The sequence below is a fragment of the Paracidovorax cattleyae genome, from assembly GCF_900104515.1.
Lineage (GTDB): Bacteria > Pseudomonadota > Gammaproteobacteria > Burkholderiales > Burkholderiaceae_C > Paracidovorax > Paracidovorax cattleyae.
Genome location: NZ_FNJL01000009.1, coordinates 42,982 through 65,910 on the forward strand (window position 1 = coordinate 42,982; position 22,929 = coordinate 65,910).

Here is a 22,929-nt window from a genome sequence, read left to right on the forward strand (position 1 = left end):
GCCTCGCGCCGTGCGTCAGCCCAGCAGCCGGGACAGCCGCGCCACGGCTTCCTGCAGCTGCGCCATGGAGTTGGCCGTGGAAAAGCGCACGAAAGTTTCCGGCGCATGGCTGCCGAAGTCGCGCCCCGGCGTGAGGGCCAGGTGGGCGCGGCGCATGACCTCGTGGGCGAAATCCCAGCTGCCTTCCACGCCCAGGCGCCGCGCCGCGGCGGTGCAGTCGGCCCAGGCGTAGAAGGCGCCGTCCGGCCGCACGGGCACGGACAGTCCCAGGGATTCGAGCGCGGGGATGAAGCAGTCGCGGCGGGCCTTGAACTCGGCGCGGCGGCGCTCGTACTCGGCGATGCTGTCCGGCTCGAAGCAGGCCAGCGCCGCATGCTGCGCCACGGTGCTCGGGCAGATGAAGAGATTCTGCGCCAGCCGCTCCACGACCGGGACCATGGCATCGGGCACGACCATCCAGCCCAGGCGCCAGCCCGTCATGTTGAAGTATTTGCTGAAGCTGTTGATGCTGACGATGTCCTCGCCGATCGCGAGCGCCGTGTGCCCGAAGGCCTCCTCGTAGGAGAGGCCGAGGTAGATCTCGTCGATGAGGGTGAAGCCGTCGCGCGCCTGCACGGCGGCGTGGATGCGGCGCAGTTCATCGGGCGCGATCGAGGTGCCCGTGGGGTTGGAGGGCGAGGCCAGCAGCACGCCGCGCGTCTTCGGGCCCCAGTGCGCGGCGACCTTGCCGGCGCTGAGCTGGAAGCGTTCCCCGGCGGTGGAGGGCACGAGCACCGCACGGCCGTCCGCCGCGCTCACGAAATGGCGGTTGCACGGATAGCTCGGGTCCGGCATGAGGACCTCGTCGCCCTGCTCGATGAGCGCCAGGCAGGCGAGCTGCAGGGCGCCGGAGGCACCCGCCGTGACCACGATGCGGCGCGCCGGCACGGCCACGCCGAAGCGCTCGGCGTACCAGCCGCTGATGCGTTCGCGCAGCGCGTCCAGGCCGAGGGCGTTGGTGTACTGGGCGGCGCCGCTGCGCAGGGCGCGGTCGGCGGCCTCGCGCACCAGCGGCGGGGCGGTGAAGTCGGGCTCGCCGATGTTCAGGAAGATCATCGGCTCCGGGCCGCCGGCCACCTCGCGGGCCAGGGCCTGCGCGGCCTTGGCGATCTCCATCACGTAAAAGGGTTCGATGCGCTCGGCGCGCCGGGAGAACTTCATGGGAGGGATGTCCGGAAGGAGGCTGTGGCTGCGCACCGCTCCCCGCGGGGGAGCCGGGCGGCAGCCGGGGGCTGGCGAAAAGGGTGGGGCGCGCGGCCCGCGCTCAGTCCGTGCGGTCCGCCGCGGCGCCGGGCGCGCGGTCGGCGGCGACCTCGGCCGCCCGCAGCGTGGGCGCCAGGCCGTTGAGCACCCCGTTCACGTACTTGTGGCCGTCGGTGCCACCGAACTCCTTGGCGAGCTCGACGCATTCGTTGATGACCACGCGCCACGGCACGTCCAGGCAGTGCTGGAACTCGTACACGCCGATCCACATGGTCGCATGCTCGATGGGGGAGATCTCTTCCAGCGTGCGGTCGAGCTTCGGGGTGATCAGCGCGTCGAGCGCTTCGGCGTTCTCGATGCAGCCGTGCAGCAGGGCGTCGTAGTGCGCCGCATCGGCCTTGTGGAAGCCGGAGAGGTCGCGCGTGAACACGTCGATCGCCGTGGCTTCGTTGCGGCCCACGATGTGCTGGTAGAGGGCCTGCAGCGCGAAGGCGCGCGAGCGGCTGCGGGCGGACTTGGACGCGGCCTTGCGCGCGCCCGTGGACGTGGTGCCGGTGCGTGCCTGCCGCGGCGGGCGCCTGGCGCCGCCCGGCGCCGGGGTGGAGGAGGCGTCGTCGCTCAAGACAGTTCCTCCAGCAGGTTCGCCATTTCCACGGCCACGCGGGCCGCATCGCGCCCCTTCTCGGTCTGGCGGGCGACGGCCTGCTCCAGGTTCTCGGTGGTCAGGATGGCGTTGGCGATCGGGGTCTGGGTGTCGAGCGAGACGCGCGTCACGCCGGCGCCGGACTCGTTGGCCACCAGCTCGAAGTGGTAGGTCTCGCCGCGGATGATGCAGCCCAGCGCGATGAGCGCGTCGTATTCGTCCTGCTCGGCCAGGGCCTGCAGCGCCAGGGGCACTTCCAGGGCACCGGGCACGCGCACGTGGCGGATGTTCTTTTCCTGCACGCCCAGGGCGAGCAGTTCCTCGCGGCACGCGGCCGCCAGGGCCTCGGTGATGCCCTCGTTGAAGCGGGCCTGCACGATGCCGATGTGCAGCTTCCTGCCGTCGAGCCTGTCCGCGGTTCCTTTGTCTGCGCCAAACATGGTGTGTCTTATTCCTTGGGGATGTATCCGGTGATCTCGAGGCCGTAGCCGGTCATGCTGGGCAGGCGGCGCTGCTGGCCCATGAGCTGCATGCGCGTGACGCCGCACTCGCGCAGGATCTGCGCGCCCACGCCGTAGGTGCGCAGGTCCATGCGGCCGCGCTCCGGCGCGTGCGACGCGCGGGCGGTGCCGTCGAACTGGGCGAGCAGCTGCTCGGCACTCTCGCCGCAGTTCAGCAGCACGGCGACGCCGCTGCCGTGCTGCGCGATGTGGCGCAGGCTGGCATCCAGGTCCCAGGAGTGCATGTCGCGGCCCACCTCGAGCGCGTCCAGCACGGACAGGGGCTCGTGCACGCGCACGGGAACGCTGTCGTGCTCGCCCCAGGTGCCGCGCACCAGCGCGATGTGGACCGACTGGCTGGGGCCGTCGCGGAAGGCGTGGGCGATGAACTCGCCGGCGGACGTCTGCAGCGGGCGGGTGCCCACCTTGCGCACCAGCGTCTCGTTGCGGCTGCGGTATTCGATGAGGTCGGCGATGGTGCCGATCTTCAGGCCGTGCTCGGCGGCGAACTGCTGCAGGTCGGGCAGGCGGGCCATGGTGCCGTCGTCCTTCATGACCTCGCAGATGACGGCGGAAGGGCTGCAGCCGGCCATGGCGGCCAGGTCGCAGCCGGCTTCGGTGTGGCCGGCGCGCATGAGCACGCCGCCATCGACCGCCTGCAGCGGGAAGATGTGGCCGGGCTGCACCAGGTCGGAGGCCTTGGCATCCGGAGCCACGGCGGCCTGCACGGTGCGGGCGCGGTCTGCGGCGGAGATGCCGGTGGTGACGCCCTCGGCGGCCTCGATGGAGGCGGTGAAGGCCGTGCCCATCTTGGTGCCGTTGCGCGCGACCATGGGCGGCAGCCGCAGCAGCTCGCAGCGCTCGCGGGTGAGCGTGAGGCAGATGAGGCCGCGGCCGAAGCGCGCCATGAAATTGATCGCTTCGGGGGTGACGTGGTCGGCAGCCAGGACCAGGTCGCCTTCGTTCTCGCGGTCTTCCTCGTCCACGAGGATGACGATGCGCCCGGCGCGCATTTCCGCCACGATGTCTTCGACGGGCGAGATGGACGCGGGGGGGAGGGGGGTGTTCATGGGGAGCGGGCTTTCGGTGGTCCGGGCGGCCGGGCGCGCCGCCGTGGGGCGGGCGCCGCCGCGCGCGGCGCGGGAGCGTGCGGGCTCCGGCAAAGGGGGGATTTTAGTGCAGGCGGCCCGCCCCTGCGGCGGAGTCCTGTCGCGGGCGCTCCGGGCCCGCCAGGGCGCCCTGGCACAGCACGGCCGCCAGCAGCGCCAGGCAGGCGAGCTTGGCGGCGCAGAGGATGGCGGCGGCCGTGCCCCAGGGCGCCGCGTCCATGTGCAGCAGCGCATGGTTCTCGGTCAGATCCGTGGCCGCCAGCAGGCCCATGAGCCAGTGGGCGTGGCGTGGCAGCCAGGCGAGGCGGCGCCCGCGCGGCACCGCGCGCCATACCAGGCGGCGCAGGGCCCAGGCCACGGGGTAGGGCAGCCACAGGGTATAGGCGAGGACGAAGAGGGTGTCCCAGGCCAGGGCCTCGCGCAGGGCGAGGGGGCTGCAGGACGCCCCGGACGCGGCCTGCCACGCGGCGGTGAGCTGGGTCAGCGACGGCATGGCGCGCATCCATCCCGGGGCGCCGTCCAGCACGCAGGCGCCGCGTCCGGCCTGGGTGGCGGCCGCGAGCAGCAGCGCGACCACGACCGGAAGCACCCATCCCAGCATGCGCCAGGGCTGGGTGCGCGGCAGGTGTTCCGCAGGCACCGCGGCCGCGATGGGCAGCGCGCTGGCATCGACGACGTCGTCGGGCTGGCGGTCGCGCGCGTCCAGGCCTGCCCAGGCCCAGTAGGGACAGTCGTAGGCCTGGTCGTGCATGGGCGTGTGCGGATCGCCGGGCTGCAACTGGCTGCGGTCCAGCCGCAGCCCCTGCGCGCAGGCCTCGTCGGCCATCCAGCGCAGCGTGGTGCGCGACAGCCCGTCCCGCGCGTAGGAGCCGCCCACGTCGCTGTGCACGCCGCGGAACCAGCGCTGCGCGAAGCTGCGGTGCATGCGCTCCCGGTCGGAGAAATACGGATCGTCGTAGCGCCGGGGCATGTAGGGCATGCGCGACTCGTGCAGGGACATCGCATGCCGGACGTGGGCGAAGCGCTTGCAGGCGAAGCCGGCCGAATTGGTGATCTTCAGCCCGCCCAGCAGCCCGATGCCGATGGATTCCACGGTGTCCCAGACGCCCACGAAATGCACCAGGGGCATGCGGCCCAGGGAGAAGTTCTCGGCCACGTCGCGCGCGAAGTCCTCGCGCTCGCGCGAGCCCGACGGATTGCGGCGCTGCGGCGGCGCGAAATAGGTGCGCACCAGGTTCTCGAGCAGCGGCAGGCCTTCCGGGTGGACGAGCCCGTACATGTTGACCATGCCGGCCACGGCGCGTGCGGTGAACGCCCCCCGCGAGAAGCCCAGCAGGTAGATGCGGTCCCCCGGCCGGTAGGTGCGCGAGAGGAATTGGTAGGCGCCCGCGATGTTGTGGAACACGCCGCTGCCGAGCGCGAGGCCCGACAGCCGGTCGCCGGCCTGCCGCAGCCGGGCGGCGACGTTGGCCGGCGGGAACAGGTTGGCGGTGCCCACGCCCGGGTCGTAGTACACGAGCTGCTCGGCGCCCCCGCCCGGCGCGGCAGGTCCCTTGTCCAGCATGCGCAGCAGTTTCACGACGTTGGTGTCCTGCTCGTTGCCCAGGATGTTGCCCGTGCCGTCGAAGAGCAGCACGAGGTTGCGGCCCGGCGCGGCCGCCCAGCGCGCGTCAGCCTCGGCGCATTCGCGCAGGATGTCGGCGCGCGTGGGCACGCCGGCGCCGCGGGCGCCTTGCCGGCGCGCCGCCTCGATGGTGTCGTTCATGGTCCTCTCTCCCTCTTTTATCCCGCAGGGTGGGACCATTCTGGCGAAGGTGGGCGCCGTCCCGCAAGAGGGGCGGGCGCCGCGCCGGACCGTGGACGCGGCTTCAGACCGCGGAGGTCTCCAGGTGCACGTCGCTGTTGGGGTAGGCCACGCAGGGCAGGACGCAGCCCTCGGCCTTTTCCTCGCGGGACAGGCCCGGCCACTCGATGGCGTAGCGCACCGAGCCTTCGGTGAGCATGCCGATGCAGGTGCGGCAGGTGCCGTTGCGGCAGGAGCTCGGCCAGTCGATGCCGCCCTGCTCCATGGATTGCAGCAGGGTCTGCTCGGGCCAGGCATCGCATTGGGTGCCGTCGCTGCCGACGCGGGCGATGAAGAACGGGGGCGTGGGGGCGGAAGACTTCATGGGAAGGAACCGCCGGGCTGGCGGGACAGGGTGGAATCAGCGACGGAGCACGGCGCCATGGGGGTGTCCAGCGAGGGTTTCCCACTGCACAATTTTTGTGCAATGGGAATCCATGCCTTATGGATCAACCACTTGCGATCGCCATACAGCGCTGCTCCCGTGTTATCCACATTGTTGTCCCATGCGGTGCGGGATAACCGGGCGCCGGTTGGACGCAGATTGCACAAAATTTGGGCAGTGCGTGGGTTTTCCAGGGAAATCAAGCACTTGCGGCCGCCGTACAGTGCCTTTCCCGGGTTATCCACATGATTGTCCAGTGCGGGCAGGTATAACCGCGTAAACGCTCAGGCCTCGACCTTCACGCCTTTCCAGAAGGCGAAGCGGCCGCGGATCTGCTCGGCCTCGGGATGCGGGTCGGGATAGGTCCAGGCGGCATCCGGATTCAGCTCGCCGTCCACCAGCAGCGACCGGTAGGCGGCCTGGCCTTTCCAGGGGCAGGTGGTGCGGTGGTTGCTGAAGGTGAAGTACTCCGGCTTGAGCGCGCTTTCGGGGAAGTAGTGGTTGCCCTCGACGAGGACCGTGTCGTCGCTCTCGGCGACGACCACGCCGTTCCAGGTGGCTTTCATGGGATTGGATCTCGGTGGAAGTGGGTGGAGGTGGGACGCGGGGGCCGCGCCGTCCGGCGGCGCGGCGGGCGCTCCACCATAACCGGTTTCGCGCGGGGCTGCCGTGTTCAGAGGGGCGCGGGCAGGGTGTCTGCCGGCCCGCGGACGGGAAGCTCGATGCGGAAGACCGCGCCGCCTTCCACATTGCGCGCGTGGATGCGGCCGTCCAGCGCTTGCACGATCTTGCGGCAGATGGCCAGGCCCAGGCCCGTGCCGCCGGACCGGTTGCGCGTGAAGCTCGATTGGGCGAAGGCGTCGAAGATGCGTTCCAGCTCGGCAGGGGGGATGCCGGGGCCCTGGTCCTGCACTTCGATGTAGATGGTGTCGTCGGCATCCATGCCGGCGCGCAACTGGATGCAGGAGCCGTCCGGTGAGAACTTGATGGCATTCGCCAGCACGTTGCGCACGACCTGCTGGAAGCGCTGCGGGTCCGCCCGGGCCACCAGGGGATGCAGCGGCAGGTCGATCCGCAGGTCCTGTCGGCGCGACGCGACCAGGGGGGCGAGTTCGCGCGCCACGGTGCGCACGTGGCCGCGCAGGTCGGTGCGCTCCAGGTGGATGGTGCCGATGGCGCTCTCGATCTTGGCCACGTCGAGCAGATCGTTCACCAGCGTCAGCATGCGCTGGCCGGCCGCGAGGATGTCGGCGAACATCGCGCCCAGCCGTTCGTCCTGGCTGCGCGCCGAGCCCAGTTCCGCGAAGCCGATGATGGCCTGCAGCGGCGTGCGCAGCTCGTGGCTCATGTTGGCCACGAACTGGGAGCGTGTGCGGGCCGCTTCCTCGGCGGCGTCGTGCGCCTCGCGCGTGGCGCGCTCGGCCTCGCGGAATTCGTTGATGTCCACCAGGATGCTGAGCACGCCCGTGACGTCGCCGTGGTCTCCGTGCACGGCGGCCTTGAGCACGCGCGTGGCGCGCCGTGTGCCGTCGCCGTAGGGTAGGTCGCGTTCCAGGGTGGTGCCGCCGCCGGCCGAGAGCGCCGAGTTGTCCGCTTCCTCGCCCGGATAGAGGGGCCCGCGCTGCCCCACGATGCGTTCCCGCGGACAGCCCATGGCCTGCTCCCAGGAGCGGTTCACGAGCACCACGCGGTGGGTCAGGTCGGTCAGCATCATCGGCTGGGGGCTGGTCTCCAGCAGCAGGTTCTGGAAGGCTAGCTGGGCGCGCAGGCGCTGGTCGGCCCGCTCGCGCTCGGTCACGTCCACGGCGCTGCCGGCGAAGGCGAGCACCCGGCCGTCGCCGGCACGCAGCGGCACCGCGGCCACGTCGAGCACGCGCTCGTCGCCCAGGGGCGAGCGCACGCGCAACTGGCGGGTGCGCAGCGCGGCCTGGGAGCCCGGATCCAGCATCGCGGCCACACGCTCCTGGCCTTCCGGGCCCACCAGGTCCTGGAGCCGGCGCCCGATCGCCGAGGCCGGCGGCTCTCCCCATAACGCGCTCCAGCGGGCGTTCACGTAGGTGAGCACGCCATCGCGGTCGGTGCGGAAGATCAGTTCCTGCACGCTGCGCAGCAGCAGCGCCAGGTCGCGCTCGCTGCGCGCGATGCGGCCCTGCGCGGCGTCCACTGCAGCCCGTGCCGCCTCGCGGGCGCGGAGGCTGCGCCAGGCGATCCAGGTGAGCGCGAGCGCCAGCGCCACGAGCCCCAGTTCCATGGCCAGGAACGGGTAGGACTCTGCCAGCCAGCGCATGAAGGCCTCGTGCTCGGGCTCTTCCACGATGACCACCAGCGGCTTGCTGCGGGATGCCCGGTAGGCCAGGATGCGTTCGGGCCCCTGCACCCCCGGGCCCATGTAGCTGCCGTGCTCGCTCAGCGGCAGCAGGCGCGTGAACACCGGCAGCGAGGCGATGTCCCTGGCGCCCGGGTCTGGCAGGGGGATCGACGACGCCAGCAGGTGCCCGTCGTCCGTGGCGATCACCGCGTCGTAGCTGAGCGATTCGAGCGCCAGGTACTGGAAGTTGGAGAGCGCGTCCTGGTTGACCAGCGCCACCAGCATCATCGGCGTACCCGCGTAGTCCCGGAATCCGTGGAGCAGCGGAACAAAGGCCAGGCCCGGCGGGGCGGGGGGCGGGGGCACCCCGCGCTGCAGGCTCTCCAGCCCGCGCCCCGGCAGCCGTGGTCCGATGTACTGGCCGCCCGCTTCCTGCCACGGGCCCAGGCGCTTGCGGTCGATATCCATGCCGGTGATGGCGGAGTCGGTGCTCGCCAGCACCCGTCCGCGCTCGTCCACCAGCGAAACGCTGCGGATGAAGGGCAGGGCGGTGAGGGCCTGCCGCATGGCCTCGCCGGCGTCGGCCTGGCGCTCGGCGCCGCCATGGGGGGCGGTGGTCTGCGCGTGCGCCAGGGTCGCCAGCACCATCTCGGCCGAATCGAAGGTGCGCGTCGTCTGGTCTTCCAGCACCCGGGCGAGCAGCCGGGCCTGTCCCTCGCTGGTGGCCATGGCGCTGCGCAGGTCGCCGATGCTCACCACGAGCGCGCTCGCCACCGCTCCCACCGCCGCGGCGAGGCCGGCGATCAGCACCGGGGTGCCGGCGGGCCAGAGCGACAGGCGCCGCGAGAGCTTCCCCAGTGCGCGCTGCAGGAACGGCATGCGCATCAGTGCAACGCCATGGCATCGAGGCCATGGCGCCGGGTCGCTTCGCGCAGCCGGCCGTCGCGCTTGATGCGCGCGACGAAACCTTCCACGGTGGCCAGCCACGCCTCGTCGCCGGGACGCACCGCATAGGCGGCGGGAATGCCGAGGAAGGGCTCTGGAGGTGCGATGAGCTGTACCCAGTCCGCCTTCTGCGCGAGCTGCTGGGCATAGACGCCGGTGGTCATGAAGGCATCCACCCGGCCCGAGAGCAGTTCGCGCTCGCGGCTGTCCGGCGGCCGCACCGGCACGATGCGCGCATGCCGGAAATGCCGCTCCGCCTGCAGCTGGATGGCCGCCCCGCTCTGCACGGCGACCGCCACGCCGGGCCGGTCGAGGTCGGACCATTGCCGGATCACCGAGCTTCGCCTGGTCGTGATGGCGAACACGCCGCTCTGGAGATAAGGCTGGCTGAACTGCAGTTGCTGCAGGCGCGGCAGCATCATGCCGAGCGCGAACATGGCGACATCGCATCGTTCGTCCATGAGGTCGGCCACGATGGCGTCCATGGACGAATCGACATACTGCAGCCGCACGCCCAGTTCACGGGCGAAGTGGCCCGACAGCTCGATGTCTATGCCGCTGAGCGCATGCGTGCGCGGGTCGCGGTAGGTCACTCCCCGGTAGCTGGGCCAGATGCAGACATGCAATGTGCCACGCGCCTTCACCCGCTCGGCCACGGGCCCTGCGCCCACGGCCAGAGGCGTTGCCGCCAGGGCCCAGGCCAGCGCCAGTGCGGCTGCGCTGCCGTGCAGGCCGGGAGCCAGGCCCTGCAGGGGGTGCCGCATCAGCCGCCCGCCGGGGCCGCCATGGCGGTGTCGAGGCGCCGCACCGCTTCGGCGATGCGCGCGGGGCTGAAAGGCTTGGCGATGAATTCGATGGCGCCGGCAGCCAGGCCTGCCGCGCGGTCGCGCAGGTCGTCGCCCGCGCTCAGCATGATCACGCGGGTGTGCGAGAGCTGCGGGTCGGCACGGATGCGGCGGCAGACCTCCACGCCGTCGAACGCGCCGGGCATCATCACGTCCAGCAGGACGACGTCAGGTCGTTGCGCGCGCGCCACTGCCAGCGCGGTCTCGCCGCTGGCCGCCTCGTGCAGCGACACGTCCTGTTCTTCCAGCGTCATGCGCAGGAGGCGGCGGATATCCGCATGGTCGTCAACGATGAGTACGGTCTTCATGGATGGGCGCGCAGTCCCTTGCAAAAGTTGAATCATATTTATTAGATTTGCCCAATGCAAGTGGAATGAATTCCACAAGACACATACTGCCTACATCTTGCATCTCACACAGAGGCACAATGCCAGCTATGCCGAATTCAGAAGACGCCCAGAACGACCACTACACCACCCTTGAAACCGCCAAATTGCTAGGCATGGCTGTGCGCTCCATCCAGCTCATGGTGGACCGGGGCGAACTGGAGGCCTGGAAGACCCCCGGCGGACACCGCCGCATCTCGCGCGACTCGGTGGAGCGCTGGCTGCGTTCCAGGGAGGTGGGCCGCGGCACCGCCGCGGGCGGGGCAGCGGCGGCACGCAGTACCTCGGGGGGTCGCGCCAAGGTGCTGCTCATCGAGGACTCCGTCCACTACCAGAACCTGATCCGGCTGCTGCTGGACCAGCAGTTCCCCGAAGTGTCCCTGCACATCGCCAGCGACGGCATCTCCGGCCTGGCCATGTGCGGCAAGCTCGAGCCGGACGTGCTCATCGTGGACATCCTGCTGCCGGGCCTGGACGGCGCGGCGCTCATCACCAGCCTGCGGTCGCACGTGCAGTTCGCCCGGGTGCAGCTCATCGTGGTGACCTCGCTCTCGGAAGCCGAGCGCGAGCCCTACGCCTTTGCCCTGCAGGGCCTGCCGGTGATCCACAAGCCCGCCATGGTGGCGCAGCTGCCGGAGGCGCTGCGGGCCAGCCTGGCCGCCCGCGGCTGAGCACGGTGCGGTGGAACGCGGACAGACCATGGCCAAGCCTGTCGTGCTGCTGGTGGAGGACGATCCCTCGGTCGCGCGCTTCGTGTCGATGGCGCTGGAGATCCTGCCGGTCGCGGTGCAGACCTGCCCCTGTGTCGAGTCCGCTCTGGCATGGCTGCAGGAGTACCGCGCCGCGCTGGTCATCACCGACCTGATGCTGCCCGGCGAGTCGGGCATGGGCCTGCTGCGGCGCCTGCAGGCCGAGCCCGGCCTGGCGGGCGGGGCGCGCATCGTGGTGCTCAGCGCCGGGCTGGACCATGCCGTGCGGCAGGAGCTCGCTGCCTGCGGGGCGTGGCGCGCGCTGGACAAGCCCGTCGCCGTGGCGGCACTGGAGCGGTGCGTGCGGGAGGCGCTGGCCGATCCCGGTCCGCTGGCGCCCGCTGCGGACGGCGCCGCGCGGACGGCGCCGCATGGAGCCGACCCCGGCAGTGCCGTGGCGGCGGGTGCGGAGGCCGTGGCCATCCGGGAGTATTTCAGTGGGGATGCCGCCCTGTTCCATACCTACCGCGCCGCCTGCCTCCTGCAGTTCGGCCGCGATGCCGCCGAAGGCGACCGGGCACTGCAGTCGTCCGACCTCGCGGCGCTGCGCAGGCTCTGCCACAGCCTTGCGAGCGTGCTGCGCACCCTGGGCCGGGCCGAGGACGGCGCCCTGGCGCGCGAGGTGGAACTGGCCGCCCTCGAAGACCGCGCCGAATCCGCGCGGAGGCTCTGGCAGGTTCTGCGCGCGCGCCTGACGGCGTAGCCGCGAAGCGCGCGGCGTCACATCAGGCGCTGTTTCCGGTGCGGTGACGTGCGGAGTTAACCGGGTCGGGGCATGACATGTGCCATGCAATTGATAAAAACACATGCCCTGTTGAAAATTGTTTGTATCATTTTATCCCCCTCCCGGCCCCAAGGCATCTCCCCATGCTTGCTGTTTTTTTCCGCCCCGGCATCGCGCGCCGGTTGTATGCCGTCTCCGTCGTGCTCATCGTCGCCCTGGCTGCCGCCGCGGTGATGGCCTGGACGCAATGGAGCCGCGTGGGCGAACTGGCGGATGCGACCGGCCACAGGCGCGTGCCGCAGCTCACCCGCATCGCGAGCACGGAGCTGAGCATCACCCAGATCTCCCTGCAGATCCGCCATGCCATGCTGGTGCGCTCCCCGAGGCCCTGAAGGAGACGCTGGCCGACATCGATACCAAGTACCAGCGGATTGCCGACAACGACGCCGCCTTCCTGACGGAAGTGAAGGACCCGCAGGCCCGTGAGGAATTCGTGAATGTCTGGCAGAAGCTGGACGAGCGTGGCACAGGTGCAGAGCGGCACGGCGCTGGTGGACGAGGCGGGCGCCACCATGGCGGAGGTGGTGGATTCCATCCAGCGGGTGACGGAGGTGGTCTCGGAAATCAGCATCGCCAGCCGCGAGCAGCGCATGGGCGTGGGCCAGGTGGGCGAAGCCGTGACGCAGATGGACCAGGCCACGCAGCAGAACGCGTCCCTGGTGCAGCAGAGCGCAGCCGCTGCGGATGCACTGCACACCCAGGCGGACCACCTGGTGGCCGCGGTGGCCGTGTTCCGGGTGGAGGCTCGGGCCCATGGCTCGCCGGCGGCCCGGGCGCCGGCCCCCGCGCCCGCCCGCGTGCTGCAGCGCCCGTTGGTGGGTGCGGTGGCCCGGCTCGGCGCCTGAGCCTGGCGAGGGCTACCGCGCGGCGGGTGCCCCAGGAGCGCCCGTGGGCAGGTTGTCCCGCAGGATGCGCCGGATCTCGAGGATGGCGCCGGGCTGCTCCTGCACGCTGTGGCCGGAGGCAATGATGCGTTCCGAGACGGCTCCGTCCAGGTGTGCGCTGGCATAGGGCACGACGCCATCGGTCGATGCCGCCAGCGGGCCGTCCTCCGACGCCCGGCCCATGATCGAGTGGTAGGGCACGCGCGGCGAGACGGGCAGGTGCGCGGCGGCCTGCACGAGGGGATCGGTGTCGCTCAGGTTGTCGATGCTGTTGGGCAGGCGCACCACGCTGCTGCCGCCTTCCGGCGCCTCGGTATGCGAGAGCCGCCGGGTGACGTCCGCGAACCGCTCCATGGTGGCCAGGGGCAGGGTCACGAGGTTGGACAGCCAGCGCGTGATCCGATGGCGGGCCACCGGCGTGCCGCGGTGCGGCGCGGCGATGAAGATCGCCCGGCCGACCTGGGGCAGGGCGTGGAAACGCAGCAGCGGATCCAGTTCGGGCTGCAGTGCCTCGCGGTCTTCCCGGGACAGAGGGCGCTCGGCGAGCATGGCGTCCCACAGCGCGTCGCCCGAATCCGAAACCAGCAGCCGCGCGAGCACGCCGCCCATGCTGTGGCCCACCAGCACCATGCCGCGCGACGCGGTGGCCGTGCCCGCCGGATCGAAGTGGGCGATGGTGCGCTCCAGGGCCTCCTCGATCGCCTGGCGGTTCACCCAGAGCGGCAGGTTGGTGGGATAGTACACCTGCCACACTTGGTAGTTCTGGCGCAGCGTCTCGTCGCCCAGCACCTCGTTGGCGACGTTGATCCACGCCTCGGGGCTGCTCGCGAGGCCGTGCAGCATGACGATGGTGCGCCGCGAGGGGTCGTAAGGCTGCATGAGGTGGATGCGCGGTTCCGACAGGCCGTCCTCCATGCCCAGCAGGCTGCGCATGGCCTGCACCGCGAACCCCGACCGCGCGAGCCACAGGCCATAGCCTGCCGTGAAATTGCCGGCCAGCGGCACGCGGCGTCCCGCGAGCGCGACCTGCGCCGTGTGGTAGGGATCGTAGAGTTCCACCTGCACGTCGCGCGTTTCCAGCACCTCGCCGAGCGTGCGTCCGTCGAAGCGCAGCAGGGCCGTGACGGAGGGATAGGGCATTTCGCGGAAGGGCTGCTCCGAGTCCGAGGCCGCCTGCAGGGCGCTGCGGCGCGGGCCGCCCGGCAGGGGCGCATCGCCCACGGGCTGCATGGCGGTGACCAGCTCGGCCCCGAAACCGTCGCGCCGGTAGGTGTTGCGCAGGCCCGAGAAGCGCAGCGTCGAGGCCGCGATCAGTTCGCTGGGCTCCGGCGCGCCGCTGGGCAGGCGCAGGTCGGAGGCATCGCTGCGCACGCGCCAGCCGCCCCACTCCAGGCGCCTGCCGGGGGGCAGCTCGCCGCCCTCCGCGGCCACGGCGCGGCGGTAGCGCGAGAACATGCCCGCCAGGGCCTGCTGGGTGGCGAAGTTGTAGTAGTCGCGCACCTGGGTCTGGCGGTCCTCGAAGGCGCGCGCCTCCGGGCCGCGCGGCGTGAAGAAGAGGTAGGCCCAGGCGTGGCGCGCGGTTTCCAGCCAGGCGTCCAGCTGCTGGTCCTCGCTGGCGGGGGTGTCGGGGGCCGGGCCGCCGGCCCTGCGGTCGCCGCTGTCCCGCAGCGCGGCGAGCAGCCAGAGTTCCGCCAGGGAGGACAGGCGCTGCTCCTCATCGACGCCGGTCGAGGCCGTGAGCATCTGGCGGCAGGCGGGCATGTCCTGGTCGCAGGCATCGCCGTCGGTGCCCAGCACGCGCAGCACCTCCTCGGAGGCCTCGCTCAGCCGTCCGGTGGTGAGCACGTCGCCGCGGCGCTGCGCGAGGTAGTCGCGCGGCGATACGGCCGACACCGTGACGCCCGCGCATCCCGCCAGCAGCGCGGCGAGGCAGCACAGCGTGGTCCAGGCGGCCAGTCGCCGCATCGCGGGCCGTTCGCGGACCCCGGCAGAGGGTGGGCGGCACAGGGGAGTCGGAAGGCAGGAAGTCACTTGCGGGACATGTCCGGAAAAAGGAGGGAAGCGGCTTTGCAGCCCGGCCGTGCGGATGCTACACGCGGCAGATGCCCCCCGTGGCTGCAAGGGGCGCACCGCTGCAGTACCCTCGGCAGGGTATGAGGTTTTATTCGAATTACCGCCTGCGGGCGGCCGTGCGCGTGGCGCTCAGCCACTATGTGGCCAACGGGGTGTCCGTGGCGCTGGGCCTGCTGCTCATTTCCGTGGCCGTGCACGTCTGGCTGGGTGCCGCCGCTGCGGCGGCCGCGTCGGTGGGCGTGATCGTCTGCTCGCCGCCGGACCTGCCCGGGCCGCGCCGCGGCAAGCTCTGGCAGATGCTGCCCGCGCCGCTGCTGGGCATTCCCCTGTTCTTCGCGGTGCAGTGGCTGCACCGCGATCCGCTGCACCTGGGCCTGCTGCTGGTGCCCGGCACCTTCCTGGCCTTCCTCGCCATGGCCTGGGGCCGGCGCGGCATTCCGATCGCCGTGGCGGTGATGTTCTCCATGGTATTTTCGATGGCCGCGGCCCCGCGCGTGCCGCCGGGCGGAGACCCGCTACCCGGCGCGCTGGCGATCACCGCGCATTTCGCGCTGGGCGCGGGGCTGTACGTGCTCTACGCGGTGGCGGCGAACCGGCTGCTCAATGCGCGCTACCGGGTGCAGCTCGTGGCCGACACGCTGTATTCGCTGGCGGCACTCATGCGCGTGCAGGCGCGGCTGTTCGACAGCGCGCCGGCCGGCGGCGCCACTGCGCGCGCGCAGGGCCCGCAGGATGAAGTGCATGACGGCACGGATCCGCGGGACGGCACGTCGGAGGCACCCCATGCCCTGACGGGCCTGCTGCTGCACCGGCAGGCGGCGCTGGCGGAGCAGTTGCAGGGCGCGCGCAACATCGTGCTGGAGTCGCCCTCCACGCCGGCCCGCCAGCGGCTGGCAGCCATGCTGGTGCAGGTGCTGGAGACGCGGGACCACCTGCTGGCGTGCGAGCTGGACGTGGAGGCGCTCAAGGCGCACCCGGGCCACGTGCCGGTGCTGCATGCGCTGCGCGGCGTGCTGCTCGACACGGCGGCGGAGTTCGCCCGGCTCGCGCAAGCGCTGCTGCGCGGCAGCCGGCCCGCGCCCTTCGCCGATGCCCGGCCCGCGCTGGCGCAACTGCGCTGGAGCGATCCGCTGCCGTCCGCCGCGATGGCGGGACCGTCGCCGCATGCATTGGCGCGCGGGCTGGCGGACCGGGTGGGGCACATCAACGACGAGGCGCTGCGGATGAATGCGCTCGCGCGCGGCGAGGCCCCGCCGGACCTGTCCGTGGTGCGCGCCAGCTGGCAGATGTTAGTCAGCCCCACGGCCTGGTCCTGGGCGCCGCTGGCCACGCTCTGGCGCTGGGATGCGCCGCCGCTGCGCCATGCGGTGCGCGCCGCGCTGGCCATCGCCGTGGGCTTCCTGGTGGCGCAGGCGCTGCCCTGGGGGACGCACGCCTACTGGATCCTGCTGACCATCGTGGTGGTGCTGCGCGGCAGCCTGGCGCAGACGCTGGAGCGCCGCAACAGCCGCGTGGCGGGCACCCTGCTGGGCTGCGCGCTGGCGGCGGCCCTGCTGGCGGCGCACCTGTCGTCGTGGCAACTGGTGCTGTGCCTGACGGCGGCGCAGGCCGTGGCCCACGCCTTCGCGGTGCGGCGCTACCTGGTCACCGCGGTGGCGGCCACGGTGCTGGGCCTGGTGCAGTCGCACATGCTGCACGGCGGGGCCGTCAGCCCGGCCTTCGACCTGCTGGAGCGGCTGGCCGACACGCTGATCGGCACCGGCATCGCCTGGGCGTTCTCGTATGTGCTGCCCTCGTGGGAGCGCTCGCAGATTCCGGCGCTGGTGCAGCGCACGCTGACGGCGCAGGCGCGGCATGCGCGCGAGGCCCTGGCGCTGGGTCAGCTGCACGCGGTGGACAATGCGCCGGAGCTCGCCTGGCGGCTGGCGCGGCGCGAAGCCTACGACAGCCTGTCGGCCCTCGTGCAGGCCACCGAGCGGGCCATGGCCGAGCCGAGGGCCGTGCAGCCGAACGTCGTGGCGCTGGAGCACCTGCAGGCCCGCTGCTACCAGTTGCTGGCGCAGCTCACCGCGATCAAGACGATGCTGCTGCTGCGCCGCGGTCGACTGGATGCGGAGGCGCTGCAGGTGTCCCTCGCGCAGACGGCCGAGGCGATCACCCGCCGATTGGAGGGGCCGCCGGACGCCGATGCCATGGCGGCGGATGCCGCGCCGCCGTCGCGTCCCGGCGAGGCACAGTCCTGGCCCGATCCGCAGGAGGGCGATCTCGGCCCGTGGATGGTGCGCCGGCTGGCGCTGGCCACCGAACGCGCGGGGCAGGTGCGCGCCGCGGCGCGCGAAGCCATGGGCCCTGCAGCGCCCTAGCGGAGGCCCGGGAGCCGGCCCCCCGTGGAGGGCGTCACCATTCCGCGAGGCTGCCGTCCCGGTGGCGCCACACCGGGTTGCGCCAGCGGTGGCCCTGCCGGGCGCGCTCTCGCACATAGTCTTCGTTCACCTCGATGCCCAGGCCCGGGCCACGCGGTATGGCGACCATGCCGTCCTGGTAGGCGAAGGCCTGCGGGTTGGACACGTAGTCCATCAGGTCGTTGCCCTGGTTGTAGTGGATGCCCAGGCTCTGCTCCTGGATGAAGGCGTTGTAGCAGACGGCATCGAGCTGCAGGTTGGCCGCCAGTGCGATGGGCCCCAGGGGGCAATGCAGGGCCAGGGCCACGTCGTAGGCCTCGGCCATGGACGCGATCTTGCGCGTTTCGGTGATGCCGCCGGCATGCGACGGGTCCGGCTGGACGATGTCGGCGTAGCCCTCCTGCAGCACGCGCTTGAAGTCCCAGCGCGAGTACAGCCGCTCGCCCAGGGCGATGGGCGTGGACGAGATGCGCGCGATCTCCTTGAGCGCCTCTTCGTGCTCGCTGAGCACGGGCTCCTTGATGAACATCAGCCGGTAGGGCTCCAGTTCCTTGATGAGCACCTTGGCCATGGGCCGGTGGACGCGGCCGTGGAAGTCCACGCCGATGCCCACGTGCGGGCCCACGGCCTCGCGCACGGCCGCCACGTTCTGCAGGCAGCGCTCCACCTTGTCGAAGCTGTCCACGAACTGCATCTCCTCGGTGCCGTTCATCTTTACCGCGGTGAAGCCCCGGTCCACGGCATCGCGGGCCTGGCGCGCGGTCTCGGCCGGCCGGTCGCCGCCGATCCAGCTGTAGACGCGGATGCGGTCGCGCACGTTGCCGCCCAGGAGCTCGGACACCGGCACGCCCAGGGCCTTGCCCTTGATGTCCCAGAGCGCCTGATCGATGCCGGCCAGCGCGCTCATGTGGATGCCGCCGCCGCGGTAGAAGCCGCCGCGGTAGAGCACCGTCCAGTGATCCTCGATGTTCCGCGGATCCTTGCCGACGAGGTAGTCGGCCAGTTCTTCCACGGCGGCGGCCACGGTCTGGGCACGGCCTTCGAGGACGGGTTCGCCCCAGCCGTCGATGCCTTCGTCGGTCTCGATTTTCAGGAAGCACCAGCGTGGCGGCACCAGGAACGTGGTCAATCGGGTGATCTTCATGGCGGGGAAATTTCAGGAAACGGTAGCTGCGGTGGGAGATGGACGGGTGGCTGCTGCGGCAACCGGTGCGGCGCCCTGCCCGCACGTGCGGGCCATGCCGTAGGCGTCGTGCCAGGCCTGGATGAAGGCGACGGCCTTGCGGGCCACGTCGGCCGCGCTGTTGCCGGGGCGGTAGAGAGCCGAGCCCAGGCCGAAGCCGCTGGCGCCCGCCGCCGCATAGGGGGCGATGCTTTCCGGTGCGATGCCGCCGACGGGCGCCAGCGCCACGCCGGGCGGGATCACCGCGCGCCAGGCCTTGAGCACGGCGGGTGGAAGCGCTTCGGCCGGGAAGAGCTTGAGCAGGTTGGCGCCGGCTGCCAGCGCGGCATAGGCCTCGGTCAGCGTCGCCACGCCGGGCGCGCAGGCCAGGCCGGCCGCGCGCGCGGCGCGGATCACCGCCGCATCGCTGTGCGGCATGACGATGATCTGCCCGCCGGCCTCGGCCACGTCGGCGCAATCCTGTGCGGAGAGCACCGTGCCCGCTCCCACCACGCAGTCGGCGGGCAGGGCATCGCGAAGCGCGCGGATGCTGGCCAGCGGCTCGGAGGAGTTGAGCGGTACCTCGATGATGCGGAAGCCGGCGTCGTACAGGGCCTGACCGATCGGCACGGCCTCATGGGGCTGGATGCCGCGCAGGATGGCGATGAGGCCGCAGCGCTGCAGGGCGTGGAACAGGGTGTGGTCGATGGTGGTCATGCTGCAAGGCTCTCTGCGGATGAGGGTTGGGGCGCTCCTCCGGCCGGCAGGCCGGCGGCCCGGGCGATCTGCCAGAGCCCGATGGGCGTGGCCTGGGCGGCAATGGCGGGCTCGGCGAAGCCCTGCAGCCGCAGTGCCAGCGCGTAGCGGCGGCACAGGTCCGGCTCGCCGCAGAGCAGCGGCTGGACGGGCGCTGCCGCGCTGCCCGGCGGGTGCACGCAGGCGAGGGCGGCGACCTCGTGGCCGATGAGCAGGCCCGAGAGGTAGTCGGCCTGGGCGCCGGCGGGCAGCACGCCCGTGAGTCCCAGGGTCCGGGTGCTGAAGAGGTGCGAGAGCAGGCCCAGGCCGGCGTCGCTGCCGCCGGCCACTTTCAGCCCGCGCATGAAGGCCTCGTCGTCCGGCGCGGCGCCGTCCTGCGCGCCCGCTGGCGCCATGGTCCTGCCCAGGATGGTGTGGCCGCGCAGCGCGGCGAACACCTCGCCCGTCATGAAGGTGTGGAAGCCCTCGATGCCGCCACGCTGCGCCACCACCCACTTGCTGTGGGAGCCGGGCAGGCCGACCAGCCAGGGGCCGGCGTCATCGGCGGGCCGCAGGGCCAGCACGCCCAGCACCTGGGTCTCCTCGCCGCGCATCACGTTGGGCAGGTCGCCGGGCTGCAGCAGGCCCGGCACGATGTGCAGCGGCTGGCCGCCGGGGCGTTCCACCCGGGTCAGTCCCCGCGCCAGCGCATCGAGCGAGGTCGGCGTGTGCAGGTAGCGCGCTTCGCGCCAGCCCTGGGCGCTGCCCACCATGCCGCAGGCCAGCAGCGGAAGGTGCGGCGCGGCGGCCAGCCAGTCGCCGCAGGCGTACTGCAGCGCGCGCTCGAAGGCGGCGCCGGTGCCGGCGTCTTCGCCCGCGGGTGCGGGCGGCAGGTGCATGATCCCCCAGGGCCGGTGGCGCAGCTCCAGCACGCGGCCCCCGTCGCCCATGCGATAGGCGCGCAGCGAGCTGGTGCCCCAGTCGAGCGCGACGAGGCGGGTGGCGTGGAGGTCGGCGGCGGTGTCGTTCATGGCGGCAGCCGGTTCAGCGGGCCCAGCGCAGCACCAGCGGGTCGAGCCGGCGCGCGATGTCGATCAGGCCGCGGCGCACCTCGGGGTGCATGGGCGGGAACGGATGGCGGCCGGCCTCGCAGGCGATCACGCCGCCTTCCTTCATCAGCGCCTTGGCCGTGAGGATGCCGCCCTGGCGGTTTTCATGGTTGATGAGCGGCAGCCAGCGCTGGTAGAGCGCGAAGGCCTGGTCCCCGTCACCCTGGCGGTGGGCCTCGATGATGGGGCGGATGCCGTCCGGGAAGGCGCCGCCGGTCATGGCGCCCGTGGCACCCGCGTCCAGGTCGGCCAGCAGGGTGATGGCTTCCTCGCCGTCCCAGGGGCCTTCGATGGCGTCGCCGCCGAGGCGGATCAGCTCGCGCAGCTTGCTGGCAGCGCCGGGGGTTTCGATCTTGAAGTACGCCAGGTGCTCGATCTCCTGCGCCATGCGGGCCAGGAAGGGTGCGGACAGCACCGTGCCGCTGGCCGGGGCGTCCTGCACCATGATGGGAATGTCGATCGCGTCGGATACGCGGGCGTAGAACTCGTGGATCTGCACCTCGGGCACGCGGAAGGTGGCGCCGTGGTAGGGCGGCATCACCATCACCATGGCCGCGCCCATGTCCTGCGCGGCGCGGCTGCGCCCGGCGCACACGCGCGTGCCGTAGTGGGTGGTGGTGACGATCACCGGCACCCGGCCCGCGACGTGCTCCAGCGACGTGCGCGTGAGGATCTCGCGCTCGGCGTCCGACAGCGAGAACTGCTCGGAAAAGTTGGCCAGGATGCACAGGCCATCGACACCGGCATCGATCATGAAATCCAGGCAGCGCTTCTGGCTCTCCAGATCGAGGCTGCCGTCCTCGTGGAACGTGGTCGGCACGACCGGGAAGATGCCGCGGTAGCGGGGGGATGGGGCAGAGTGTTTTGCTGGCATGGGGGTCACGAAGTGATGGTTTAAGTCAGGCCTGCTGGGTACCTTGCTTTGAGCGCAGCCCCTGCAACTGGCGCGGCCCAGGGCCAGGGCAGCCGAGCAAGGGCCGCCCCGCAGCGAGGGCTGCGTCCCCCTGCCCGCATTGCGCAGCAATGCGAGAGCGGGGGGAAGGCGCGCAGCGCCTCAGGGGGGTGTTCATCAGTGTGAATGGCGGGGTACGGCAGCGCCCCGGCAGCCGACCAGGAAATCAAAGTCGCAGCCCTCGTCGGCCTGCAGCACGTGATCGACGTAGAGGCGCTGGTATCCGCCGCGGCCGCCGTGGTCGGTGGCGGACAGTTCAGCCAGGCGCGCAGCCAGTTCCTCGTCGCTGATGTCCAGGTGCAGGCGGCCCTGTTCGCAGTCCAGCTCGATGAAGTCGCCGTCGCGCACGGCGGCCAGGGGCCCGCCGGCCGCGGCCTCGGGCGCCACGTGCAGCACCACGGTGCCGTAGGCGGTGCCGCTCATGCGCGCGTCGGAGATGCGGACCATGTCCTTCACGCCCTGCCGCAGCAGCTTCGGCGGCAGGCCCATGTTGCCCACCTCGGCCATGCCGGGGTAGCCCTTGGGGCCGCAGTTCTTCATGACCATCACGCAGCTCGCGTCGATGTCCAGGTCCTCATCGACGATGCGCGACTTGTAGTGCTCCAGGTTCTCGAACACCACGGCGCGGCCCCGGTGGCGGAGCAGTTCGGGAGTGGCGGCCGAGGGCTTGAGCACCGCGCCGCGCGGCGCCAGGTTGCCGCGCAGGATGCAGATGCCGCCATCCGCGATCAGCGGGTTGTCCAGCGGGCGGATCACCTCGTCGTTGTACTGGGGCGCGTCGCGCACGTTGTCCCAGAGGCTCCTGCCGTTCACGGTGAGCGCATCCGGGTGGGGCAGCAGGCCGTTCTCGCCCAGGCGGCGCAGCACGGCGGGCAGACCGCCCGCATAGTAGAACTCTTCCATCAGGAAGCGGCCCGAGGGTTGCAGGTCCACCAGCGTGGGCGTGCCGCGCCCGATGCGGGTCCAGTCCTCCAGGTCGAGCTGCACGCCGATGCGGCCGGCGATCGCCCTCAGGTGAATGACGGCATTGGTCGAGCCGCCGATGGCGGCATTGGTGCGGATGGCGTTCTCGAAGGCTTCGCGCGTCAGGATCTTCGAGAGCGTAAGCCCTTCGTGCGCCATCTCGACGATGCGCTTGCCCGACATGTGCGCCAGCACGTAGCGGCGCGCATCCACCGCCGGAATCGCCGCGTTGTGCGGCAGCGAGGTGCCCAGCGATTCGGCCATGCAGGCCATGGTGCTGGCCGTGCCCATGGTGTTGCAGGTGCCGGCCGAGCGCGACATGCCGCCTTCGGCCGCGAGGAACTGGTGCAGTTCGATCTCGCCTGCCTTCAGGGATTCGTGCAACTGCCACACGGCCGTGCCCGAGCCGATGTCCTTGCCGGCCAGCTTGCCGTTGAGCATGGGCCCGCCCGTGACCACGATGGCCGGCACGTCGCAGCTGGCCGCGCCCATCAGCAGCGCGGGCGTGGTCTTGTCGCAGCCGGTCAGCAGCACGACGGCGTCGATGGGATTGCCGCGGATGGCTTCCTCCACGTCCATGCTCGCCAGGTTGCGCGTGAGCATGGCGGTGGGGCGCAGGTTGGATTCGCCGTTGGAGAAAACGGGGAATTCCACCGGGAAGCCGCCCGCCTCGTAGATGCCGCGCTTGACGTGCTCGGCGATCTTCCGGAAGTGCGCGTTGCAGGGTGTGAGTTCGGACCAGGTGTTGCAGATGCCGATGATCGGGCGGCCGTCGAATTCATGGTCCGGGATGCCCTGGTTCTTCATCCAGCTGCGGTACATGAAGCCGTTCTTGTCGGCCGTGCCGAACCATTCGGTGGAGCGGAGTTTGCGCGGAGGGGTGGTCATCGTGGGGCTCGGGAGGGATGCG

Annotated in this window: 21 protein-coding genes; 5 read left to right on the forward strand and 16 right to left on the reverse strand. The window is 71.4% G+C overall.

Features of this window, described 5'->3' with window-relative positions; genetic code table 11:
- Positions 1-15: 15 nt before the first annotated feature.
- From BLR05_RS09035 to BLR05_RS09080, 10 genes are all read right to left on the reverse strand, one after another.
- The gene (locus tag BLR05_RS09035) at positions 16-1,200 is read right to left on the reverse strand and encodes a pyridoxal phosphate-dependent aminotransferase (protein WP_092833879.1); all 1,185 of its coding nucleotides are present in this window, start codon (positions 1,198-1,200) and stop codon (positions 16-18) included.
- A 103-nt stretch (positions 1,201-1,303) separates the two neighbouring features.
- Positions 1,304-1,864 (reverse strand): transcription antitermination factor NusB, encoded by a 561-nt coding sequence (nusB, locus tag BLR05_RS09040; protein WP_092833881.1) that lies wholly within the window; start codon positions 1,862-1,864, stop codon positions 1,304-1,306.
- Positions 1,861-2,325, reverse strand: a complete 465-nt coding sequence (gene ribH / locus BLR05_RS09045) for a 6,7-dimethyl-8-ribityllumazine synthase (protein ID WP_011795345.1) — start codon at positions 2,323-2,325, stop codon at positions 1,861-1,863. Before ribH ends, nusB begins: the two co-directional genes overlap by 4 nt.
- 8 nt (positions 2,326-2,333) lie before the next feature.
- Entirely contained in the window at positions 2,334-3,455 is a 1,122-nt protein-coding gene (gene ribBA / locus BLR05_RS09050) for a bifunctional 3,4-dihydroxy-2-butanone-4-phosphate synthase/GTP cyclohydrolase II (RefSeq protein ID WP_092834073.1), read from the reverse strand.
- A 103-nt stretch (positions 3,456-3,558) separates the two neighbouring features.
- Positions 3,559-5,259 carry a T6SS phospholipase effector Tle1-like catalytic domain-containing protein gene (locus tag BLR05_RS09055; protein WP_092833883.1) on the reverse strand — a complete coding sequence of 567 codons (1,701 nt, stop codon included), beginning with the start codon at positions 5,257-5,259 and terminating at the stop codon, positions 3,559-3,561.
- Positions 5,260-5,362: 103 nt separating this feature from the next.
- Entirely contained in the window at positions 5,363-5,662 is a 300-nt protein-coding gene (locus BLR05_RS09060; protein ID WP_092833886.1) for a 2Fe-2S iron-sulfur cluster-binding protein, read from the reverse strand.
- 344 nt (positions 5,663-6,006) lie between these two features.
- Positions 6,007-6,288: a DUF427 domain-containing protein gene (locus BLR05_RS09065; RefSeq protein WP_092833888.1), complete on the reverse strand. Its 282-nt coding sequence runs from the start codon at positions 6,286-6,288 to the stop codon at positions 6,007-6,009.
- 107 nt (positions 6,289-6,395) lie between these two features.
- Complete coding sequence (locus BLR05_RS09070; RefSeq protein WP_092833890.1) at positions 6,396-8,915, reverse strand: sensor histidine kinase; 2,520 nt, start codon at positions 8,913-8,915, stop codon at positions 6,396-6,398.
- Complete coding sequence (locus tag BLR05_RS09075; RefSeq protein WP_092833892.1) at positions 8,915-9,739, reverse strand: ABC transporter substrate-binding protein; 825 nt, start codon at positions 9,737-9,739, stop codon at positions 8,915-8,917. Before BLR05_RS09075 ends, BLR05_RS09070 begins: the two co-directional genes overlap by 1 nt.
- Positions 9,739-10,128 (reverse strand): response regulator transcription factor, encoded by a 390-nt coding sequence (locus tag BLR05_RS09080; protein WP_092833894.1) that lies wholly within the window; start codon positions 10,126-10,128, stop codon positions 9,739-9,741. Before BLR05_RS09080 ends, BLR05_RS09075 begins: the two co-directional genes overlap by 1 nt.
- Before the next feature lie 128 nt (positions 10,129-10,256).
- Here BLR05_RS09080 and BLR05_RS09085 point away from each other — a divergent pair, with 128 nt between their 5' ends.
- From BLR05_RS09085 to BLR05_RS27475, 4 genes are all read left to right on the forward strand, one after another.
- Complete coding sequence (locus BLR05_RS09085) at positions 10,257-10,877, forward strand: response regulator (RefSeq protein ID WP_092833896.1); 621 nt, start codon at positions 10,257-10,259, stop codon at positions 10,875-10,877.
- Positions 10,878-10,905: 28 nt separating this feature from the next.
- Positions 10,906-11,658, forward strand: a complete 753-nt coding sequence (locus BLR05_RS09090; RefSeq protein WP_092834075.1) for an Hpt domain-containing response regulator — start codon at positions 10,906-10,908, stop codon at positions 11,656-11,658.
- A gap of 164 nt (positions 11,659-11,822) precedes the next feature.
- A complete protein-coding gene (locus tag BLR05_RS27105; RefSeq protein ID WP_225978901.1) occupies positions 11,823-12,071 on the forward strand; it encodes a hypothetical protein in 249 nt (82 codons plus the stop codon).
- A 105-nt stretch (positions 12,072-12,176) separates the two neighbouring features.
- Complete coding sequence (locus tag BLR05_RS27475) at positions 12,177-12,584, forward strand: methyl-accepting chemotaxis protein (protein ID WP_353615664.1); 408 nt, start codon at positions 12,177-12,179, stop codon at positions 12,582-12,584.
- 12 nt (positions 12,585-12,596) lie between these two features.
- On the opposite strand, the gene BLR05_RS09100 is transcribed toward BLR05_RS27475, so the two are convergent.
- Entirely contained in the window at positions 12,597-14,588 is a 1,992-nt protein-coding gene (locus BLR05_RS09100; protein ID WP_092833898.1) for an esterase/lipase family protein, read from the reverse strand.
- Positions 14,589-14,776: 188 nt separating this feature from the next.
- Between BLR05_RS09100 and BLR05_RS09105 the strand changes: the two genes are divergently transcribed.
- On the forward strand, positions 14,777-17,059 hold the full coding sequence (locus BLR05_RS09105; protein ID WP_092833900.1) for an FUSC family protein: 2,283 nt from the start codon (positions 14,777-14,779) through the stop codon (positions 17,057-17,059).
- Between the two features lie 34 nt (positions 17,060-17,093).
- Here BLR05_RS09105 and dgoD read toward each other — a convergent pair whose 3' ends face one another.
- The 5 genes from dgoD to BLR05_RS09130 all read right to left on the reverse strand — a co-directional run bounded on the left by dgoD (position 17,094) and on the right by BLR05_RS09130 (position 22,907).
- A complete protein-coding gene (gene dgoD, locus BLR05_RS09110) occupies positions 17,094-18,242 on the reverse strand; it encodes a galactonate dehydratase (protein ID WP_092833902.1) in 1,149 nt (382 codons plus the stop codon).
- 12 nt (positions 18,243-18,254) lie between these two features.
- Complete coding sequence (locus tag BLR05_RS09115; protein WP_092833904.1) at positions 18,255-18,977, reverse strand: 2-dehydro-3-deoxy-6-phosphogalactonate aldolase; 723 nt, start codon at positions 18,975-18,977, stop codon at positions 18,255-18,257.
- Positions 18,974-20,026, reverse strand: a complete 1,053-nt coding sequence (locus tag BLR05_RS09120; protein ID WP_092833905.1) for a 2-dehydro-3-deoxygalactonokinase — start codon at positions 20,024-20,026, stop codon at positions 18,974-18,976. Before BLR05_RS09120 ends, BLR05_RS09115 begins: the two co-directional genes overlap by 4 nt.
- Before the next feature lie 13 nt (positions 20,027-20,039).
- Positions 20,040-20,978: a dihydrodipicolinate synthase family protein gene (locus tag BLR05_RS09125; RefSeq protein ID WP_092833907.1), complete on the reverse strand. Its 939-nt coding sequence runs from the start codon at positions 20,976-20,978 to the stop codon at positions 20,040-20,042.
- 195 nt (positions 20,979-21,173) lie between these two features.
- Positions 21,174-22,907, reverse strand: a complete 1,734-nt coding sequence (locus BLR05_RS09130) for an IlvD/Edd family dehydratase (protein ID WP_092833909.1) — start codon at positions 22,905-22,907, stop codon at positions 21,174-21,176.
- Between the last annotated feature and the right edge of the window lie 22 nt (positions 22,908-22,929).

Excerpts from the sequence above, each read along its gene's own strand:
- BLR05_RS09035 (WP_092833879.1), bottom strand. The coding sequence starts at position 1,200 with ATGAAGTTCTCCCGGCGCGCCGAGCGCATCGAACCCTTTTACGTGATG.
- ribH (WP_011795345.1), bottom strand. The coding sequence starts at position 2,325 with ATGTTTGGCGCAGACAAAGGAACCGCGGACAGGCTCGACGGCAGGAAG.
- ribBA (WP_092834073.1), bottom strand. The coding sequence starts at position 3,455 with ATGAACACCCCCCTCCCCCCCGCGTCCATCTCGCCCGTCGAAGACATC.
- BLR05_RS09055 (WP_092833883.1), bottom strand. The coding sequence starts at position 5,259 with ATGAACGACACCATCGAGGCGGCGCGCCGGCAAGGCGCCCGCGGCGCC.
- BLR05_RS09060 (WP_092833886.1), bottom strand. The coding sequence starts at position 5,662 with ATGAAGTCTTCCGCCCCCACGCCCCCGTTCTTCATCGCCCGCGTCGGC.
- BLR05_RS09065 (WP_092833888.1), bottom strand. The coding sequence starts at position 6,288 with ATGAAAGCCACCTGGAACGGCGTGGTCGTCGCCGAGAGCGACGACACG.
- BLR05_RS09070 (WP_092833890.1), bottom strand. The coding sequence starts at position 8,915 with ATGCGCATGCCGTTCCTGCAGCGCGCACTGGGGAAGCTCTCGCGGCGC.
- BLR05_RS09075 (WP_092833892.1), bottom strand. The coding sequence starts at position 9,739 with ATGCGGCACCCCCTGCAGGGCCTGGCTCCCGGCCTGCACGGCAGCGCA.
- BLR05_RS09080 (WP_092833894.1), bottom strand. The coding sequence starts at position 10,128 with ATGAAGACCGTACTCATCGTTGACGACCATGCGGATATCCGCCGCCTC.
- BLR05_RS09085 (WP_092833896.1), top strand. The coding sequence starts at position 10,257 with ATGCCGAATTCAGAAGACGCCCAGAACGACCACTACACCACCCTTGAA.
- BLR05_RS09090 (WP_092834075.1), top strand. The coding sequence starts at position 10,906 with ATGGCCAAGCCTGTCGTGCTGCTGGTGGAGGACGATCCCTCGGTCGCG.
- BLR05_RS27105 (WP_225978901.1), top strand. The coding sequence starts at position 11,823 with ATGCTTGCTGTTTTTTTCCGCCCCGGCATCGCGCGCCGGTTGTATGCC.
- BLR05_RS27475 (WP_353615664.1), top strand. The coding sequence starts at position 12,177 with ATGTCTGGCAGAAGCTGGACGAGCGTGGCACAGGTGCAGAGCGGCACG.
- BLR05_RS09100 (WP_092833898.1), bottom strand. The coding sequence starts at position 14,588 with ATGCGGCGACTGGCCGCCTGGACCACGCTGTGCTGCCTCGCCGCGCTG.
- BLR05_RS09105 (WP_092833900.1), top strand. The coding sequence starts at position 14,777 with ATGAGGTTTTATTCGAATTACCGCCTGCGGGCGGCCGTGCGCGTGGCG.
- dgoD (WP_092833902.1), bottom strand. The coding sequence starts at position 18,242 with ATGAAGATCACCCGATTGACCACGTTCCTGGTGCCGCCACGCTGGTGC.
- BLR05_RS09115 (WP_092833904.1), bottom strand. The coding sequence starts at position 18,977 with ATGACCACCATCGACCACACCCTGTTCCACGCCCTGCAGCGCTGCGGC.
- BLR05_RS09120 (WP_092833905.1), bottom strand. The coding sequence starts at position 20,026 with ATGAACGACACCGCCGCCGACCTCCACGCCACCCGCCTCGTCGCGCTC.
- BLR05_RS09125 (WP_092833907.1), bottom strand. The coding sequence starts at position 20,978 with ATGCCAGCAAAACACTCTGCCCCATCCCCCCGCTACCGCGGCATCTTC.
- BLR05_RS09130 (WP_092833909.1), bottom strand. The coding sequence starts at position 22,907 with ATGACCACCCCTCCGCGCAAACTCCGCTCCACCGAATGGTTCGGCACG.